Here is a 17,120-nt window from a genome sequence, read left to right as displayed (position 1 = left end):
GGAGGCGGACCGCCCGGCTCCGGTTGACCCGAGGACCAACGAGGAAGGTGCGCCATGGCGAAGGCAGCCGGCCGCACGAAAGCCGCGGCGAAGACGAGTGTCTGGCTGCAGGACAAGGCGCCACGCGGCGGCGGCCGCAAGGTCGACCAGCCGAGCGGCCTCGACCGGGACCGCATCACGCGGGCCACGGTCCGGCTCCTCGACGCGGAGGGCCTCGACAAGTTCTCCATGCGCAGGCTCGCCGGTGAACTGAACGTCACGGCGATGTCCGTCTACTGGTACGTGGACACCAAGGACGACCTCCTGGAGCTCGCCCTCGACGCGGTCTGCGGCGAGATGCGGCTCCCGGACACGGAGACGGCACCGGAGGAGTGGCGCGACCAGCTCCGCGCCCTCGCCGACGAGTACCGCGCGACGCTCATCCGCCACCCCTGGGTGTCCCCGCTGGTCGGCCGCTTCCTCAACATCGGCCCCAACTGGCTGGCCTTCGCGCTCGCCATCCAGAAGGCGGTGGGGAACACCGGGCTGCCCGCGTACACGCAGAACGGCGCGATCTCGGCGGTCTTCCAGTTCGTGTACGGCTTCGGGACCATCGAGGGCCACTACCTCGCACGGTGCGCGGAGGCGGGCATGTCCCCGGAGGCGTACTACCGCGAGGCCATCGGCACGGTCCGCGAGGAGCTCGCCGAGCACGGAGTGCTGGAGAGCGCGGACGAGCTGATGGCCGCGCGGGGCGACGACACGGTCGAGGAGATGTGGGCCCGCGACTTCACGATCGCTCTGGACCTGATGATCGCGGGCATCGAATCCCTGCTGGCCAGGAACCCCCCGGGCGGGGAGTGACGGCCGGCGTCACACCTGCGGCAGGACCTCTCCCTGCACGGCCTGGATGTCCAGCGTCACCTTCAGCGTCGTGCCGATCGCCGAGATACCGGCCTGCACCACCTGGTTGTAGTTCATCGCGAAGTCCTCGCGGCGCAGCTCCGCCGTGGCGCGGAACGCCGCCCGCGTGCCGCCCCACGGGTCCGCGCCGGTCCCCAGGTAGCTGAGGTCCAGGTCGACCGGGCGCACGACCCCGTGCATGCCGAGTTCGCCGTGGACCGTCCAGCGGTCCGCGCCCGCGGGCGACAGACCGTTCGAGCGGTACGTGATCTCCGGGTACTGCTCGACGTCCAGGAAGTCGGGCGACTTCAGGTGCCCGTCGCGCATGCCGTTGCCCGTGTCGATCGACGCCGACCGGATGACCGCCTCGACGCGCGACTTCTCGATGTCCTCGGCGGCCCCGGCGATCTCGATCCGCCCCCCGAACTCCGTGAACCGGCCGTGCACGCTGGTGATCCCGAGGTGCTGGGCGACCGCGCCCACGGTCGAGTGCGCCGGGTCGATGGTCCACGGTCCCGGCGGCGGCAGCTCGGTGCCGCCCTGCCGGGCGAGGACGACGTTGCCGACCTCAGCCCGCCCGCTCGCCGTGACGAGCGCGGTCGACGCGACGGGCGCGTAGCCGACGGCGGTCACGATGACGGTGTAGGGCCCGGCCGCGAGGGCGGTCCCGTCCCGTACGACACCCTCGTCGTCCGCCTCGGCACGCAGTACCTGCGTCCCGGTCATGTCCGTCACCGTGACGACGGCGTGGGGCACGGCCCATCCGTCACGCGTCCGGATCCGAGCGTTCAGTGCCATCCCGTTTATCTCCTTGCCGGGCTTCCCGCTCCGGGAAGCCTCACGATACGCAGACGGCCCCCGGCGGGCGGTGACTGGCCGTCCCCTGCCATGTGTGCCACCGCCGGCCCGGGGGCCCTTTCCGCAACCGGCCCGTGGCCGCGCCTCCGCTCGGGGCGCGGCCACGGGCCGGAGCCGTCACTCGCCCGGGTGGGCGAGCTCGATGTCGTGGCCGTCGATGCCGCTGCCGGCCACCGTCAGACCCGTCGCCACCGGCGGGTACCCGGTCGCGATGACCGTGTAGTCGCCGCTGTCCAGGTCGGTGAAGGCGTACGCCCCGTCCGTCCCGGTGGTCGCGGTGGCGACGACGTTGCCCGCGGCGTCCACGAGGGTGACGCGCGCGTCGTTCAGCGGCGCGCCGCCCGCCCGCACGGTGCCGAGCACCCGCGCGCCGGAGTGGAGCTCGACCTCGACCCGGGTGACCCCGGTGCCGCCGACCTCGACGGGCAGCGCGAGCGGCCGGTGTCCGGCGGCGTTCACCGCGATGGTGACGGTGCCGGGGACCAGCTCGGCGAAGGTGAACTCGCCCTGCTCGCCGGAGAGCCCGGTGGCGAGGACGTCGCCGCGCACGTCGGTCACGATGACCATGGCGCCGCTCACGGGCAGCTTGCTGTCCGCGTCCCGCACCAGACCGCTGAGGCCGCTGGTGCCGCTGAGCAGGATGTCGTACGCGAGGGCGTCCTCGCCCACGACGACCGTGGAGGCCTGCGGCTGGAACCCGTCGGCCGACGCGATGAGCACGTACGAACCGGCGCCCGGGGCGTCGACGGAGTAGGAGCCGTCGCCCTGCGCGACCGACCGGCCGAGCTGCCGTCCCGCGAGGGAGATCAGCGTGACCGCGGCCTGCGGGACCGGCGCGCTCTCGGCGCCGCGGACGAAGCCGCGTACCGGGATGCCGTCCGTGATCCGCGGGAGATCGCCGGAGCCCGCGCCGGGCTGCGCGGCGGACGCCACGGCGGCGAGCCGCTGCGTGCCCTCGGGCCCTGTCTCGGCGCCCGAGGCGACGGAGGCGAGCACGGGCTGCTCGGCGGTGGCCGTGGCCACGGCTTCGTCCGCCGGAGCCGCGCCGTCCGTGGTCTCCGAGGCGGCCTGGGCCAGTGCGCCGGACGTCCGCAGCGGGACCTCCTTGATGAACAGCGTGATCAGGAAAGCGATCAGCGCCATCGGAGCGGCGATGAGGAAGACATCGGCGATGCCGTGCCCGTACGCGCTCTCCATGACCGTGCGGAACGGCTCCGGGATCTTCGACAGGTCGGGGATGCCGCCGCCACCGGTGCCGCCGTGGCCGAACTGCGCCGCGGCCTTCGGGCCGAGGTCGGCGATGCCGTCCTTGACGTAGTCGGTGATCCGCGTCGACATGATCGCGCCGAGCGCCGAGACACCCATCGCACCGCCCAGCGAGCGGAAGAAGGTGACGGTGGAGCTGGCCGAGCCGAGGTCCTCGGGAGCGACCTGGTTCTGCGTGCAGAGCACGAGGTTCTGCATCATCATGCCGATGCCGAGACCCATCAGGGCCATGAAGATCGCGATGTGCCAGTACTCGGTGTCGTACCGGATGGTGCCGAGCAGACCGAGGCCCGCCGTCACCAGGACGCCGCCGCTGACCAGCCACGCCTTCCACTTGCCGGTCTTCGTGATGACCTGGCCGGAGACGGTGGACGAGACGAACAGACCACCGATCATCGGGATCGTCATGACGCCGGACATGGTCGGGGACTCGCCCCGCGCCAGCTGGAAGTACTGGCTGAAGAAGACCGTGCCCGCGAACATCGCGACACCCACGAAGAGCGAGGCGAGGGAGGCGAGCGTGATGGTGCGGTTCCGGAAGAGCCGGAGCGGAATGATCGGCTCGCTGGCCTTCGACTCCACGAGTACGAAGATCAGCCCGAGCAGGACCGAACCGCCGACCATGGCAGCGGTCTGCCAGGACATCCAGTCGTACTTGTCACCGGCGAAGGTGACCCAGACGAGCAGCAGGCAGACGGCGGCGCTGATGAAGAACGCGCCGGCCCAGTCGACCTTGACGTCCCGCTTGACGACGGGGAGCTTCAGCGTCTTCTGGAGCACGATCAGCGCGATGATCGCGAAGGGCACGCCGACGTAGAAGCACCAGCGCCAGCCGAGCCACGAGGTGTCGGTGATGACACCGCCGAGCAGCGGGCCGCCGACGGTGGCGACGGCGAAGGTCGCGCCGAGGTAGCCGGAGTACCGGCCGCGCTCGCGCGGGGAGATCATCGCGGCCATGACGATCTGCGCCAGGGCGGAGAGACCGCCCACGCCGATGCCCTGCACAACGCGGCAGGCGATCAGCATCCCTGCGCTCTGCGAGAGACCGGCGACGACCGAACCGCCGACGTAGATGACCAGGGCTATCTGTACGAGCGCCTTCTTGCTGAAGAGGTCGGACAGCTTGCCCCACAGGGGCGTCGTCGCGGTCATGGCGAGCAGCGACGCGGTGACGACCCAGGTGTAGGCGGACTGGCCGCCGCCGAGGTCGCCGATGATTTCGGGCAGGGCGTTGGAGACGATCGTCGACGAGAGGATCGCCACGAACATGCCGAGCAGCAGCCCGGACAGCGCTTCCATGATCTGCCGGTGCGTCATCGGAGCGTTCTCACCGCTGTGACCGTGGTGCGCTCCGTGCTTGGCATGGCTGCCCCGCACACCGGCTGGTGTGGTTGTTGCCATGGACTTCCTTTTCTTACGCGGGTGTACGGGTGGTCTCCGACGTGGTCCGCACGTCGTGGGGGGAAGGGGCCTGCCGGGCCGAAGCCGCGCGGCAGTCCCCGAAGCTGTCGCGCAGGCGCGCCAGCAACGTGCTGAGCTGGACGACCTCGTCGTCGGTCCAGTCGTGCAGGTAGTGGGTGAGTGTCCGGATGGAGAGCTCGGAGAGCTCGTCCACCTTGGCTTTGCCCTCGGGCGTGAGCCGCAGGATCCGGGAGCGCTTGTCGGCGGGGTCGGGATCGCGGACGATCCACTCCCTCTCCGCGACATGGGCGACGTGCCGGCTGGTCACCGACGTGTCGACGGCGAGCAGCTCCGCGAGCCTGCTCATCCGCATCGCGCCGTGGCGGTCGAGCAGGATGAGTACGGCGGCGGATCCGGCGGGGCAGTCGTGCGGAAGGCCCCGTCCGAGGCCGCGCTTCACGGCACCGATGGCGCTGAGCTGTCGGGCCAGCTCCTCGTACTGACGCTGCGCGGCCACGGCACCTCCAATTTTTTGTTGCTTAGGGCAACGATAGAAGCGGTTGGTTGCCGCAGGCAAATTAAAAAGGGCCCATCGGACTAAAGAGTCGGCAAAGCGTTGGGACCCCGGTCGTAAAGTCGCTGGCCAGAGGGGGTTGGGCCGATGGCCGTGGATTCGCTAGGGTCCTGCTCCATGGCACACAACCCCCAGGGCAACGGCAACCCCGATCCCGCAGGCAGCACGCAGATGTTCCGCGCGTTCGTCGACGAGGCGCCGCGCGGTGGCCGCGCGCAGGCGGCACCTTCCTCCTCCGGCCCGCGTGTGGGCCTGATCATCGGCGTGATCCTCGCGATCGCGGTGGTGGCGGGGGTGGCGTGGCTGGCGCTCGCCTGACGGCGTCTGTGAGGCCTCGTTTTTGCCTGCGGGTGTGTGGGGGCTGGTCGCGCAGTTCCCCGCGCCCCTAGGCGGTCCAGGCTGAGCTCGCCCTTTCGGGGGGCCCCAGCGAGGTGCAGGTAAGGGGCGCGGGGAACTGCGCGAGCAACCACGACGCACCCGCAGACGTATGAGCCCCCCGGCAGGGGCTATCGCCAGTTCACCGCGACGTCTCGCGTCTCCACGTGCATGCCGAGCGGAACCCGCCACGCGTCGACGCATACCGGCCAGGTTTTCTCCTTCTTCTGCCCGGCTCCGATCGGCGCCGGCAACTGCGCGGTCGACTCGATCGTGGCCCAGTCGACGCCGAGCGCGCCGATGATGTGCGTCCCGAAGGTCACCGTGCCCGAACGCACCGGTGAGCCACCGGTGTTGCGGAAGGCGACGGTGACGTTCTCGCACCAGCGTTTGTCCGCGGGCTTCCGCTCGGGGTCGCCGACGGAGAGCGCGGCGGGACCGCTGGGCGGGTGGGGCCGAGGGTCGGGGTTCGGGTCGGGCTTCGGCTTCTGAGGTCCGGGGGCGTCCGTTCCGGGACTGTCAGGGCGGCCAGGGCCGGGGCCAGTGCCCGTTCCCGTGCCCGTTCCCGTGCCCGTCCCCGTATGCGGGGCCGATGGCGTGCCGGCCGAGCGGCCCTCCGTAGGGGCGCCGGACTCCGAACCCCTCGCCGCAGCAGGCGACTTCCCCTCCGAGTCGCCTTCGCCACGGGGTCCCGCCGAGGAGGAAGACCCGCCGCCCCCGCGGGCAGCGGACACACCCTCCGCCTCGTCGAGCGGCACCAGCTTCACGTCACCGGTAGGGCCCACGGCCTGTCCCCGCGCCCGCTCGGGGACCGCCCCGGTCGCCACGTAACCGTCGCCGCCGCCGTCGCCACAGGCGGAAACGAGTCCGCCGAGGCAGAGCACGGCGGCACCCGCACCGAGCACGTTCCGCACGTTCCGTACGCCACGTCGCATCGCGCCAGTGTGGCTGACGGGCCGTCAATTAGGAACCCCGTCAGCAACACGGGTCACCGCGCGCCGCGTTGGCGCGCTCAGTCCGAGATGAGGCCTTCGCGGAGCTGCGCGAGCGTCCGGGTCAGGAGCCGGGACACGTGCATCTGTGAGATGCCGACCTCCTCGCCGATCTGCGACTGCGTCATGTTGGCGAAGAACCGCAGCATGATGATGCGGCGCTCGCGCGGCGGCAGCTTGGCGAGCAGCGGCTTGAGGGACTCGCGGTACTCCACGCCCTCCAGCGCCGTGTCCTCGTACCCGAGCCGGTCCGCGAGGGAGCCCTCGCCGCCGTCGTCCTCGGGGGTCGGGGAGTCGAGCGACGACGCGGTGTACGCGTTGCCGACCGCGAGGCCGTCGACGACGTCCTCCTCCGAGACGCCGAGCGCGGCGGCGAGCTCGGGCACGGTCGGCGAGCGGTCGAGCCGCTGGGCGAGCTCGTCGCTGGTCTTCGTGAGGGCGAGCCGCAGCTCCTGGAGGCGGCGCGGCACGCGCACCGACCAACTGGTGTCCCGGAAGAAGCGCTTGATCTCGCCGACGACCGTCGGCATCGCGAACGTCGGGAACTCCACGCCGCGTTCGCAGTCGAAACGGTCGATCGCCTTGATCAGGCCGATCGTTCCGACCTGGACGATGTCCTCCATCGGTTCGTTGCGACTGCGGAATCGGGCCGCCGCGTACCGCACGAGCGGCAGGTTGAGCTCGATGAGCGTGTCGCGTACATAGACGCGCTCCGGGCTGTCCTGGGCGAGCGTGGCGAGCCGCAGGAAGAGGGAGCGGGACAGGGTCCGGGTGTCGATGGCTTCCGAGGCTGTTGAGCTGTGAAGCGCGTCGGGCGCGGATTCGCTCGGGCTCTTGACGAGCGTGAGCGTGAGCACCTTCGAGCTGCCCTGGTCTGCGGACATGCCACCCCCTTGAGGTCGCGGACGGTCGCGGCGAGCGCTCCGTCGGAGGAACGCAGCCTCCACCTGAATACCGGAGGTGGGGCTACGGCAAACGCGGTTCCAGCAGAATGTCACATGTCGGCAACACGCTGTAGTTACTTGTCGACAAACAAGGGTGACATCCGTGCAGGAAAGAGGGGGTCTGGGCCTTTTCGGCAGAGAGTGCCGTCGGGAACAGCCCCGACGGCACTCCACTCGAACCGGTTACGCCTCGATACGGTTTGCGGACCGCAGGCGTGCGAAGCTCCTGGCGAGCAACCGCGACACGTGCATCTGCGAAACACCGAGCTCGGCGCTGATCTGTGACTGCGTCAGATTGCTGTAGTAGCGCAGGAGGAGGATCCGCTGTTCGCGCTCGGGCAGCTGGACCAGGAGGTGGCGTACGAGGTCGCGGTGTTCGACGCCGTCGAGCGCGGGGTCCTCGTAGCCGAGCCGGTCGAGCAGGCCGGGCAGCCCGTCGCCCTCCTGGGCCGCCTCCAGCGAGGTCGCGTGGTACGAGCGTCCTGCCTCGATGCAGGCGAGCACCTCGTCCTCCGTGATGCGCAGCCGCTCGGCGATCTCCGCGGTGGTCGGCGAGCGCCCGAAGGCGGTGGTGAGGTCCTCGGTCGCCCCGGTCACCTGCACCCACAGCTCGTGCAGGCGCCGGGGTACGTGGACCGTGCGCACGTTGTCGCGGAAGTACCGCTTGATCTCGCCCACCACGGTCGGCATCGCGAAGGTCGGGAACTGCACGCCGCGCTCGGGGTCGAACCGGTCGATGGCGTTGATGAGGCCGATGGTGCCGACCTGGACGACGTCCTCCATCGGTTCGTTGCGGCTGCGGAAGCGGGCGGCGGCGTAGCGCACGAGCGGCAGGTTGGCCTCGATGAGCGCGCCGCGCACCCTGCCGTGTTCGGGGCTGCCCGGCTCCAGGTCCTTGAGCTGGCCGAAGAGGACCTGGGTGAGGGCGCGGGTGTCGGCGCCCCGGGTGCTCTGTGTGGTGGTTCTCGCGGGCGGCGCTTCGGGCGCAGTACTGGCCGGCACGGTCAACGCCACCCCTTCTCAGACAGGCACTGTCAGTCAGGCTCAGTCAAGCTCGATCGACGCTCGGTCGACCTCGGTCAACTCATCCGTCAAAAGCGGTCATAGCATCACAAGACATGTGCACTGTGTGCAAGCACCTGATAACTACGTGTTGAGGGCAAGTTGGGGCGCCCGACAGCGGAAGGCCCCGCACCTTCGCGGTGCGGGGCCTTCCGGGAGCCGGTGGGGCGGGCGGCTCAGAACTCGTAGTCGGCGATCACCCACGTGGCGAACTCGCGCCACAGCGCGACGCCCGCCTGGTGGGCCGGGTGCTCGATGTACCGCTTCAGCGCATCGACGTCGTCGACCGCCGAGTTGATGGCGAAGTCGTACGCGATGGGGCGGTCGGTGATGTTCCAGTCGCACTCCCAGAACCTGAGCTCCGGGATCTGTCCGCCGAGGGCGCGGAAGGCCTCGACACCCTCGACCACGCGCGGCTCGTCGCGCTGGACGCCGTCGTTGAGCTTGAAGAGGACCAGATGGCGGATCACGGGCACTCCTTGGAGAGGGAGGGGGGAGAGAACTGCGGCCGGAAAGCCGCTCAGTCCTTGCCTCCGTTGGCGACCCATGTCATGAAGTCGCCGATGCTCTGAGCGGCGCTCGAAATGCCCTCGAACCCTATCTGTACGTAGTCGGCGGCTTTGGCGGGGTCGGTGATGATCACGTAGAGCACGAAGACGACCACTGCGAAAAGGCCGAGCTTCTTCCACTGCACTGCCACGATCTGGCCTCCCCTTGCCGTGCCCCGTGTGACCCCTGTGACGGCGGCGAGTCTAACCCGGACGGTCCTGACGGGGCTTTTAAGGACCAACGACCCGGCACCAGAGGCCCTTTGCCCGCGCTCCGGACGCGGCCCGGGAAGCAGGATGGGTGGTGAGCCCGGCGGATCTGGCAGGAATCCGCGGGGTGAGGGACTGGTCCCACTGCGGGGTCCGCGCCGTCTGCTTCCCCCCTGACGGCGGCGCTGACTTGAGGGCCGGTCCTCGTCGGGGGGAGCGGTTTGTCCCCCCGATGCCGCTTCCCCCGTCCTGACGGGAGAGAGAACCCCGGCGCCGTACAGGTGCCGGGGTTCTTCTCTTTGCTCTGCCCCGGGGTACGACGAAGGGCCCGTCCCTCAGGACGAGCCCTTCGTTTCAAGAGCGGTAGCGGTGGGATTTGAACCCACGGAAGGGGGTTACCCTTCACTCGCTTTCGAGGCGAGCTCCTTCGGCCGCTCGGACACGCTACCGAGAGGAACTCTAGCCCAAGGTGGGCCGCTGACAGAAATCCGTTGGGACCGGCCCGTGATTTCGGCGGTTCAGCGGTGCCGGAAGAAGTCCGTCAGCTGTGCGGAGCACTCCTCGGCGAGGACGCCGTGGACGACTTCGGGCCGGTGGTTGAGCCGTCGGTCGCGTACGACGTCCCAGAGCGAGCCCGCCGCTCCTGCCTTCTCGTCGCGCGCTCCGTAGACGACCCGGTCCACGCGGGACTGCACGAGCGCACCCGCGCACATCGTGCACGGTTCCAGCGTCACGACGAGCGTGCAGCCGGTCAGCCGCCACTCGCCGAGCTCCGCGGCGGCCCTGCGCAGCGCGAGCACCTCCGCGTGCGCGGTGGGGTCGCCGCCGGCCTCGCGTTCGTTGTGCCCGGCCGCGATCACCGTCGTGCCGTCCGGGGACAGCACGACGGCGCCGACGGGAACGTCGCCGCCCTTGCCGGCCAGCTCGGCCTCGGCCAGGGCGAGCCGCATGGGCGCCCGCCAGCGGTCGCGTACGGGGTCGGGTTCGGGGTTGGGTTCGGGATCGGGTGTGGGTGTGGTCGGGTTGATCGGGTCGGTCACACGGGGAACCTAGCGGACGGTCTCCAGCACCTCCGCCGCTCCGAGGATGTCGGCGATCTCGCTGAGCGCGTCGCCGCTCTTCAAGCCGAGCAGATCCTTCTCGGGCACCCCGAGGTCGGCGAGGATCTCCGAGTCGCCGAGCGGCCCGGCGGGCGCACCCGACGTACCGGCGTCGTCATCGTCATCGGGTTCCGGTTCACCGTCGGCGTCGGCGACCGACGCCTCCGGTTCGCCGTCCTCCGTGCCGTCGAGGTCCAGGGCGTCCAGGTCGTCCGCCCCGTCGTCGTCGGGGGTCCGGCCGAGCATCTCGTCGGTGAGCAGGATCTCCCCGTACGAGCTGCGGGCGGCCGCGGCCGCGTCGGACACGTAGATACGAGGGTCCTCCTCACCGTCGACGCGGACGACGCCGAACCACGCGTCTTCCTGTTCGATGAAGACGAGCACCGTGTCGTCGTCGTAATCGGCCGTGGCTTCACGGGCCAGGTCGGCCAGATCCGACAGGGTCTCCACATCGTCGAGCTCCGTGTCGCTCGCTTCCCACCCGTCTTCGGTGCGCGCGAGCAGTGCGGCGAAGTACACCGTGACTCTCCCACTGGTCATAGGCAGTGCCGGTTGGCGGTTTGGGGTCCCCCCGGCGAGGTCGGGGAGCGGGGAGTGCGTACGTAGCCCCGCCCATTCGGAATCGTGGCAGAAACGGCGCCGTCAGGAGAGGTCTTCCGGCCGCTGTGTTCCGCGTCGCGTTTTTCCGTGACCCTTCGCCGGGTGGTGGCCAGTGGGTCGTTACCAGCGGAACGTGCGCATGCGCATCTGCTGTCGCATGCGTGCCGCCCGGGCGCGGCGCGGCTTCACGCGCTCGCGGAGCTCGATGGCCTCGGTGCGTTCCCGCAGGAACTGGGCGCGTCGTCGACGGCGCTCGGTGTCTGTCTCGTCTTCCGGACTGTGCTCCGTCATGCGCCACACCACCTCGGTTCGTACGTCTCCACCTTCCCTCGGATGGCGGTGTTGATGCCAGCGAGAGGCGTGGGGCCCGAGCCCGGTTACTGTTGATGTCATGCGGATCCACGTCGTCGACCACCCGCTGGTGGCGCACAAACTCACCACGCTGCGCGACAAGCGCACCGACTCCCCGACCTTCCGGCGCCTCGCCGACGAGCTGGTCACCCTGCTCGCGTACGAGGCCACCCGGGACGTGCGCACCGAGCAGGTCGACATCGAGACCCCCGTGACGAAGACGACGGGCGTGAAGCTGTCGTACCCGCGTCCGCTGGTGGTCCCGATCCTGCGGGCCGGGCTCGGCATGCTCGACGGCATGGTGCGGCTGCTCCCGACCGCCGAGGTGGGCTTCCTCGGCATGATCCGCAACGAGGAGACCCTGGAGGCCTCCACGTACGCGACGCGCATGCCGGAGGACCTCTCCGGACGTCAGGTGTACGTCCTCGACCCGATGCTCGCCACGGGCGGCACGCTGGTCGCGGCGATCCAGGAGCTCATCAAGCGCGGCGCGGACGACGTGACCGCCGTGGTGCTGCTCGCCGCCCCCGAGGGCGTCGAGGTCATGGAGCGCGAGCTGGCCGGGACGCCGGTGACGGTCGTGACGGCCTCGGTCGACGAGCGGCTCAACGAGCAGGGATACATCGTGCCGGGGCTCGGCGACGCGGGTGACCGGATGTACGGGACCGCGGAGTAGTCAGCAGTTCTTCTTGTCGGACGCTGTGGGCGTCGGCTTGGGCTTGGCCAGCGCGGCCAGGGCCTTGTCGGCGTCCTCTTTTTTCGTCAGGTTCTTGAACTCGCTGCCGATGACGAGGTCGACCTCGCCGCTCCTGCGGGCGTCGGAGCGGTGCTCGGCGCCGGCGAGCTGCGTGCCGAGCACGGGGATCGCGGTGTCGGCGGCGGACTTGGCGCCCAGGAGCAGCCCGGTGCCCTTCACCTTCTTGTCGTACGCCTTCGTCGCGTTGCCGACCTCGCCGATGGTGAAGCCGCGCTTCTTGAGCTCGTCGGCGGTCTTCTTGGCGAGGCCGCCGCGGGGCGTGGCGTTGTAGACGTTGACGGTGATCTGTTTGGGAGTGGGCAGGGGTTTCTGCTTCTGCGACTGCTTCTGTTGCGGCTCCTGGGAGGCGCCCGCCGCCTGTTCGCGGTCGCAGTCGCCCGCGGCGCGGCCTGCCGCCGACGCCTTGCTGCCGCCCGTGAACACGTCGATGAGCTGCAGTGTGCCCCAGCCGATCAGGCCGACGGCCGCGGCGGACGCGATGACCGCGAGCACGATCCTGCGGCGACCGCTGGGGCGGCGCATCCGTGGATATTTGTCCCCCGTGATGCGGTACTTGCCGCCCATGCCGGGGGGAGTGAGCATGCTCATGGGCGCAGCGTAGTGCGGCGGGGCGGCGATGCCTACTAAATGATCATTGCCTGGGGGGCAGTGCAACCCGAAAGGGCCAATGTGGGCGGCGCGGGTCTCTCGGCGGGTGCCCTCGCGGCCGCCGGTCAGCCGAGTTCGAGCACGCGCGCGTGCAGCACCTGGCGCTGCTGGAGCGCGGCGCGGACCGCGCGGTGCAGGCCGTCCTCCAAGTAGAGATCGCCCTGCCACTTCACGACGTGCGCGAAGAGGTCGCCGTAGAACGTCGAGTCCTCGGCGAGCAGGGTCTCCAGATCCAGCTGGCCCTTGGTGGTGACGAGCTGATCGAGGCGGACCGGGCGCGGCGCGACGTCCGACCACTGCCGGGTGCTTTCCCGGCCGTGGTCGGGGTACGGCCGGCCGTTTCCGATGCGCTTGAAGATCACACGGAAAGCCTACCGGGCAAGGCTCTCCGGGCGCAGCCATGGCGACGGAGTGCGACCCTGGGAAATGACGCCCTAAATCGGGTCAAACCGGGAACACGCCAGCCGGGAACAGGGGACGAAGTGAGCGACAGCCAGCCGATTCCGTCCACGCCGGGCCACGCGAACCCCTCGAACGAGTCTGTGGCAGGCGTGAGGGTGACGGGTGGAGACGGGGCTCTGCCTCGGGAGGCCGCTGAGATCGCCGCCGGGTACGCCTTCGCCGGGCCCGCCCTGGAACTCGGTGCGCTGCTGTGGGGCGGCGCGTGCCTCGCCGACGCGCAGATCCGTATCCCGCTGCCCATGCTCAACCGCCACGGGCTCGTCGCGGGCGCGACCGGCACCGGCAAGACGAAGACCCTGCAGCTGATCGCCGAGCAGCTCTCCGCACAGGGTGTCCCCGTGTTCCTCGCCGACATCAAGGGCGACGTCTCGGGAATCTCCGCCCCCGGCGAGGCGGGCGACAAGGTCGCGGAGCGGGCCAGGGACGTCGGACAGGAGTGGGAGGCCACGGGGTTCCCGAGCGAGTTCTACGCGCTCGGCGGCATCGGTACGGGGATTCCCGTACGGGCCACGATCACCAGCTTCGGCCCCGTTCTCCTCTCCAAGGTGCTGCAGCTCAACCAGACCCAGGAGCAGTCGCTGGGCCTGATCTTCCACTACGCCGACCAGAAAGGGCTGGAACTGGTCGACCTGAAGGACCTCCGCGCGGTGGTCCACTTCCTCACGTCCGACGAGGGCAAGCCGGAGCTGAAGGGCATCGGCGGCCTGTCGACCGTGACGGCCGGAGTCATCCTGCGGGCGCTCACCGCCTTCGAGGCGCAGGGCATGGGCGACTTCTTCGGGGAGCCCGAGTTCGACACGAGCGAGTTCCTGCGGACGGCGCCGGACGGGCGGGGCCTCGTGTCCGTCCTGGAGCTCGCCGACGTCCAGGACAAGCCGCAGCTCTTCTCGACGTTCCTGATGTGGCTGCTGGCCGACCTCTACAACGACCTGCCCGAGGTCGGCGATGTGGACAAGCCCAAGCTCGTCTTCTTCTTCGACGAGGCCCACCTGCTCTTCAACGGAGCGTCCAAGGCGTTCCTTCAGGCGATCACGCAGACGGTTCGGCTGATCCGCTCGAAGGGTGTCGGCGTCTTCTTCGTGACCCAGACGCCGAAGGATGTGCCCGCGGATGTGCTCGGGCAGCTCGGCAACCGTGTGCAGCACGCGTTGCGGGCGTTCACTCCCGACGACCAGAAGGCACTGAAGGCGACGGTACGGACGTTTCCCGACTCGGCGTACGACCTGGAGGAGGTCCTCACCGGGATCGGTACGGGTGAGGCGGTCGTGACCGTACTCAGCGAGAGGGGCGCGCCCACGCCGGTGGCGGCGACGCGGCTGCGGGCTCCCGAGTCGCTGATGGGGCCGGTGGAGGCGGGGGAGCTGGAGCGGGCGGTGCGGGCGTCGGCGTTGTACGCGCGGTATGCGGAGGCGGTGGATCGGGAGTCTGCGTACGAGAAGTTGAGTGCGCGGGTGGACGCGGAGCGGGTGGAGGCCTCCCCGGCGGAGGTGACTTCCGCTCCCCGGGGCGGGGGTTCCGTGGTGGAGCAGGTGGTGGGGAGCGGGATGTTCAAGTCGCTGTTGCGGTCCATGGGGACGCAGATCGGGCGGGAGATCTCGCGGTCTCTGTTCGGGACGGCTCGGCGCAGGCGGTAGTTCTGGGGGGCCTTGAGGAGCGGGGGGCAGAAGCAGGAACGGCAGGCCGGTGGAATTGGCGTGCGTGGCGCCTTTCGTTCGCGTTAGCCTCGGACCCATGTCTACGCCCCGCATTTCCTAGCCAGGACACACGCCTCCACGCCACCCGTGTGTCCATTCGCTATTGCGGAGCGTTACCCAATGATCACCGTTCAAGGTGTCGACGTGCGCGTCGGCGCCCGCCTCCTGCTGTCCGGCGTCTCCTTCCACATCGCCCCCGGCGACCGCATCGGTCTGGTCGGGCGCAACGGCGCCGGCAAGACCACCCTCATGAAGGTCCTCGCGGGGCGGACCGCCCCGGCCGACGGCACCGTCACCCGTACCGGCTCCGTCGGGTATCTCGCCCAGGATCCGCGCGCCGCCGACCCCGCCGTCACCGTCACCGACCGCATCCTGTCCGCGCGCGGGCTCGACGAGGCCGTCGCCGCGCTGCGTGCCGCCGAGATCGCCATGGCCGATGCCGTGGGACCGGTCGCGCAGGAGCGGGCCATGGCCGCCTACGTACGTGCGGACGACCGGTTTCAGGCCTACGGCGGCTACGCCGCGGAAGCGGAGGCCGCCCGTGTCGCCGCCGGGCTCGGGCTGCCCGAGCGGGTCATGGCGCGGCCCGTCGGTGAGCTGTCGGGCGGCCAGCGGCGCCGCGTCGAGCTCGCGCGGATCCTGTTCGCGCACCACGACACCGTGCTCCTCGACGAGCCCACCAACCACCTGGACGCCGACTCCGTCGCCTGGCTGCGCACCTACCTGGCCGGGTATGCGGGTGGTGTCGTGCTGATCAGCCATGACACCGGGCTCCTCGCCGACACCGTCAACCGCGTCCTGTACGTGGACGCGTCGCGCGCCACCATCGACCTGCACAACACCGGCTGGCACGCCTACCTCGCCCAGCGCGCCGCCGACGAGCGGCGACGTACCCGCGAACGCGCCAACGCCGAGCGCAAGGCCGCCTCGCTGCGCGCCCAGGCCGACAGGATGCGCTCCCACGTCGCCACCGCCACCGCGGCGAAGAACATGGACCGGCGCGCCGCGCGCATGCTCGCCGGTACGGAGCCGGGGCGGCGGAGCGAGAAGGTCGCGCGCATTCGGCTGCCGGAGCCCGCGCCGTGCGGCCGGATGCCGCTGGGTGCGGTGGCGCTGACCAAGGCGTACGGGGCCCATGTCGTGCTGCACGGCGTCGACCTGGCCGTCGACCGGGGCAGCCGGCTCGTCGTCCTCGGTCTCAACGGGGCCGGGAAGACGACGCTGCTCCGGCTGCTCGCCGGGCGTGAAGTCCCGGACGAGGGGCGGGTGGTGGCCGGGCCCGGGTTGCGGCTCGGCTATTTCGCTCAGGAGCACGACACGCTGGACGGTACGAGGACGGTCCGGGAGAACCTCGCCGGCGCCGCCCCGCAGCTGACCGACGGCGAGGTGCGGCGTGTGCTGGGGTCCTTCCTGTTCGGCGGGGACGACGCCGACAAACCCGCGTCGGTCCTGTCGGGCGGCGAGAAGACGCGGCTCGCGCTGGCCGGGCTCGTCCACTCGGGCGCGAACGTCCTGCTCCTCGACGAGCCCACCAACAACCTCGATCCGGCGTCCAGGGACGAGGTGCTCGGCGCGGTGGGGACGTACCCCGGAGCCATCGTGATGGTCACGCACGACGAGGGCGCGATCGACGCCCTGCGCCCGGACCGGGTGCTGCTGCTCCCGGACGGCGACGAGGACATGTGGAGCTCCGGCTACCGGGAGTTGGTCGCGCTCGCCTGATGGCCGCCGTTGTTGTCGGGATGTCTAGTTGGGTGTGCGGGCCGTACGCGGGTCACCGCTGTGATTCGATGCTCCGATGAGACGAGACCGTGCCGCCGACGCGGCAGACGGGCACCCCGTCCTCCGGCTGCGGGAACGTTCCGGCCAGCGTGATGTGGAGGCCTGCGTCGGTGTGCTGGCGGCCGTGCACAAGGCCGACGGGTATCCGGTCAACTGGCCCGAGCAGCCCGGAGCGTGGGTCGAAGGTGCCGATGCCATCGGTGCGTGGGTGGCCGAGCTCGACGGGCGGATCGTCGGCCACGTCGGTCTTGCCCGGTCCGGGCCGGGGGACGAGGCGCCGGGGCTGTGGCGCGAGGAGGCGGGGGCGGGGGCGGACGCGGGGGCGGACGCGGGGGCTGTGGCGGAGGCGGTGGCCGTGGTGACCCGCCTGTACGTCGCTCCGGACGCCCGCGGGCACGGGATCGGGGCCCTGCTGATGGGCAGGGCCGTGCGGGAGGCGCGGGAGCGCGGTCTGCATCCGGTCCTGGACGTGGTGTCCTCCCACCGGTCGGCCACCTCGTTCTACGAACGGATGGGGTGGCAGCTGTTGGGCGTGGCCGAGCAGGAGTGGGGGCCGGGGCAGCGGGTCGTACTGCACTGTTACGCGGCTCCGGAGGAGTAGCCCCGCCGGCACC

At 70.5% G+C, this 17,120-nt stretch carries 19 protein-coding genes and 1 tRNA gene; 6 read left to right on the top strand and 14 right to left on the bottom strand.

What is annotated here, in order from left to right; all coding sequences use genetic code 11:
• The first annotated feature begins 54 nt into the window (after positions 1-54).
• Entirely contained in the window at positions 55-843 is a 789-nt protein-coding gene (locus DEJ49_RS17550) for a TetR/AcrR family transcriptional regulator (RefSeq protein ID WP_150184992.1), read from the top strand.
• A gap of 9 nt (positions 844-852) precedes the next feature.
• On the opposite strand, the gene DEJ49_RS17545 is transcribed toward DEJ49_RS17550, so the two are convergent.
• From DEJ49_RS17545 to DEJ49_RS17535, 3 genes are all read right to left on the bottom strand, one after another.
• Positions 853-1,680, bottom strand: coding sequence for a YceI family protein (locus DEJ49_RS17545; protein ID WP_150184991.1), 828 nt, complete (start codon positions 1,678-1,680; stop codon positions 853-855).
• Between the two features lie 177 nt (positions 1,681-1,857).
• Complete coding sequence (locus DEJ49_RS17540; protein ID WP_150184990.1) at positions 1,858-4,407, bottom strand: MFS transporter; 2,550 nt, start codon at positions 4,405-4,407, stop codon at positions 1,858-1,860.
• A gap of 13 nt (positions 4,408-4,420) precedes the next feature.
• A complete protein-coding gene (locus DEJ49_RS17535) occupies positions 4,421-4,924 on the bottom strand; it encodes a MarR family winged helix-turn-helix transcriptional regulator (RefSeq protein ID WP_150184989.1) in 504 nt (167 codons plus the stop codon).
• Between the two features lie 174 nt (positions 4,925-5,098).
• On the opposite strand from DEJ49_RS17535, the gene DEJ49_RS17530 reads away from it, so the two are divergent.
• Positions 5,099-5,299, top strand: coding sequence for a hypothetical protein (locus DEJ49_RS17530; protein ID WP_150184988.1), 201 nt, complete (start codon positions 5,099-5,101; stop codon positions 5,297-5,299).
• 188 nt (positions 5,300-5,487) lie between these two features.
• Here the strand turns inward: DEJ49_RS17530 and DEJ49_RS17525 are convergent, their stop codons facing one another.
• From DEJ49_RS17525 to DEJ49_RS35975, 9 genes are all read right to left on the bottom strand, one after another.
• Positions 5,488-6,291, bottom strand: a complete 804-nt coding sequence (locus DEJ49_RS17525) for a hypothetical protein (RefSeq protein WP_150184987.1) — start codon at positions 6,289-6,291, stop codon at positions 5,488-5,490.
• Between the two features lie 77 nt (positions 6,292-6,368).
• The gene (locus tag DEJ49_RS17520) at positions 6,369-7,232 is read right to left on the bottom strand and encodes an RNA polymerase sigma factor SigF (protein ID WP_150169731.1); all 864 of its coding nucleotides are present in this window, start codon (positions 7,230-7,232) and stop codon (positions 6,369-6,371) included.
• Between the two features lie 243 nt (positions 7,233-7,475).
• On the bottom strand, positions 7,476-8,306 hold the full coding sequence (locus DEJ49_RS17515; protein ID WP_150184986.1) for an RNA polymerase sigma factor SigF: 831 nt from the start codon (positions 8,304-8,306) through the stop codon (positions 7,476-7,478).
• 224 nt (positions 8,307-8,530) lie between these two features.
• Positions 8,531-8,824, bottom strand: coding sequence for a Dabb family protein (locus DEJ49_RS17510; protein ID WP_150184985.1), 294 nt, complete (start codon positions 8,822-8,824; stop codon positions 8,531-8,533).
• 50 nt (positions 8,825-8,874) lie between these two features.
• Complete coding sequence (locus tag DEJ49_RS17505; RefSeq protein ID WP_150169725.1) at positions 8,875-9,054, bottom strand: hypothetical protein; 180 nt, start codon at positions 9,052-9,054, stop codon at positions 8,875-8,877.
• A 419-nt stretch (positions 9,055-9,473) separates the two neighbouring features.
• A tRNA-Ser gene (locus DEJ49_RS17500) sits at positions 9,474-9,561 on the bottom strand.
• 69 nt (positions 9,562-9,630) lie between these two features.
• Positions 9,631-10,062 carry a tRNA adenosine(34) deaminase TadA gene (tadA, locus tag DEJ49_RS17495; protein WP_150188301.1) on the bottom strand — a complete coding sequence of 144 codons (432 nt, stop codon included), beginning with the start codon at positions 10,060-10,062 and terminating at the stop codon, positions 9,631-9,633.
• Between the two features lie 99 nt (positions 10,063-10,161).
• Positions 10,162-10,731, bottom strand: coding sequence for a hypothetical protein (locus tag DEJ49_RS17490; RefSeq protein ID WP_150188300.1), 570 nt, complete (start codon positions 10,729-10,731; stop codon positions 10,162-10,164).
• 201 nt (positions 10,732-10,932) lie between these two features.
• Positions 10,933-11,103, bottom strand: a complete 171-nt coding sequence (locus tag DEJ49_RS35975) for a hypothetical protein (protein ID WP_165283766.1) — start codon at positions 11,101-11,103, stop codon at positions 10,933-10,935.
• Between the two features lie 100 nt (positions 11,104-11,203).
• Here DEJ49_RS35975 and upp point away from each other — a divergent pair, with 100 nt between their 5' ends.
• Positions 11,204-11,839, top strand: a complete 636-nt coding sequence (gene upp / locus DEJ49_RS17485; protein ID WP_150184984.1) for a uracil phosphoribosyltransferase — start codon at positions 11,204-11,206, stop codon at positions 11,837-11,839.
• Here upp and DEJ49_RS17480 read toward each other — a convergent pair whose 3' ends face one another.
• A complete protein-coding gene (locus DEJ49_RS17480; protein ID WP_223832876.1) occupies positions 11,840-12,508 on the bottom strand; it encodes a LytR C-terminal domain-containing protein in 669 nt (222 codons plus the stop codon).
• 125 nt (positions 12,509-12,633) lie between these two features.
• Entirely contained in the window at positions 12,634-12,930 is a 297-nt protein-coding gene (locus DEJ49_RS17475) for a type II toxin-antitoxin system VapB family antitoxin (protein ID WP_150184983.1), read from the bottom strand.
• A gap of 180 nt (positions 12,931-13,110) precedes the next feature.
• Between DEJ49_RS17475 and DEJ49_RS17470 the strand changes: the two genes are divergently transcribed.
• The 3 genes from DEJ49_RS17470 to DEJ49_RS17460 all read left to right on the top strand — a co-directional run bounded on the left by DEJ49_RS17470 (position 13,111) and on the right by DEJ49_RS17460 (position 17,107).
• Entirely contained in the window at positions 13,111-14,664 is a 1,554-nt protein-coding gene (locus tag DEJ49_RS17470) for a helicase HerA-like domain-containing protein (RefSeq protein WP_150188298.1), read from the top strand.
• 180 nt (positions 14,665-14,844) lie between these two features.
• A complete protein-coding gene (locus tag DEJ49_RS17465; RefSeq protein WP_150184982.1) occupies positions 14,845-16,446 on the top strand; it encodes an ABC-F family ATP-binding cassette domain-containing protein in 1,602 nt (533 codons plus the stop codon).
• A gap of 76 nt (positions 16,447-16,522) precedes the next feature.
• A complete protein-coding gene (locus DEJ49_RS17460; RefSeq protein WP_150184981.1) occupies positions 16,523-17,107 on the top strand; it encodes a GNAT family N-acetyltransferase in 585 nt (194 codons plus the stop codon).
• The last annotated feature ends 13 nt before the right edge of the window (positions 17,108-17,120 follow it).

Origin of the sequence: Streptomyces venezuelae, from assembly GCF_008642335.1 — a bacterium.
In the GTDB taxonomy this organism is placed as follows: Bacteria; Actinomycetota; Actinomycetes; order Streptomycetales; family Streptomycetaceae; genus Streptomyces; species Streptomyces venezuelae_F.
This window is presented reverse-complemented; position numbering and strand designations above follow the sequence as displayed.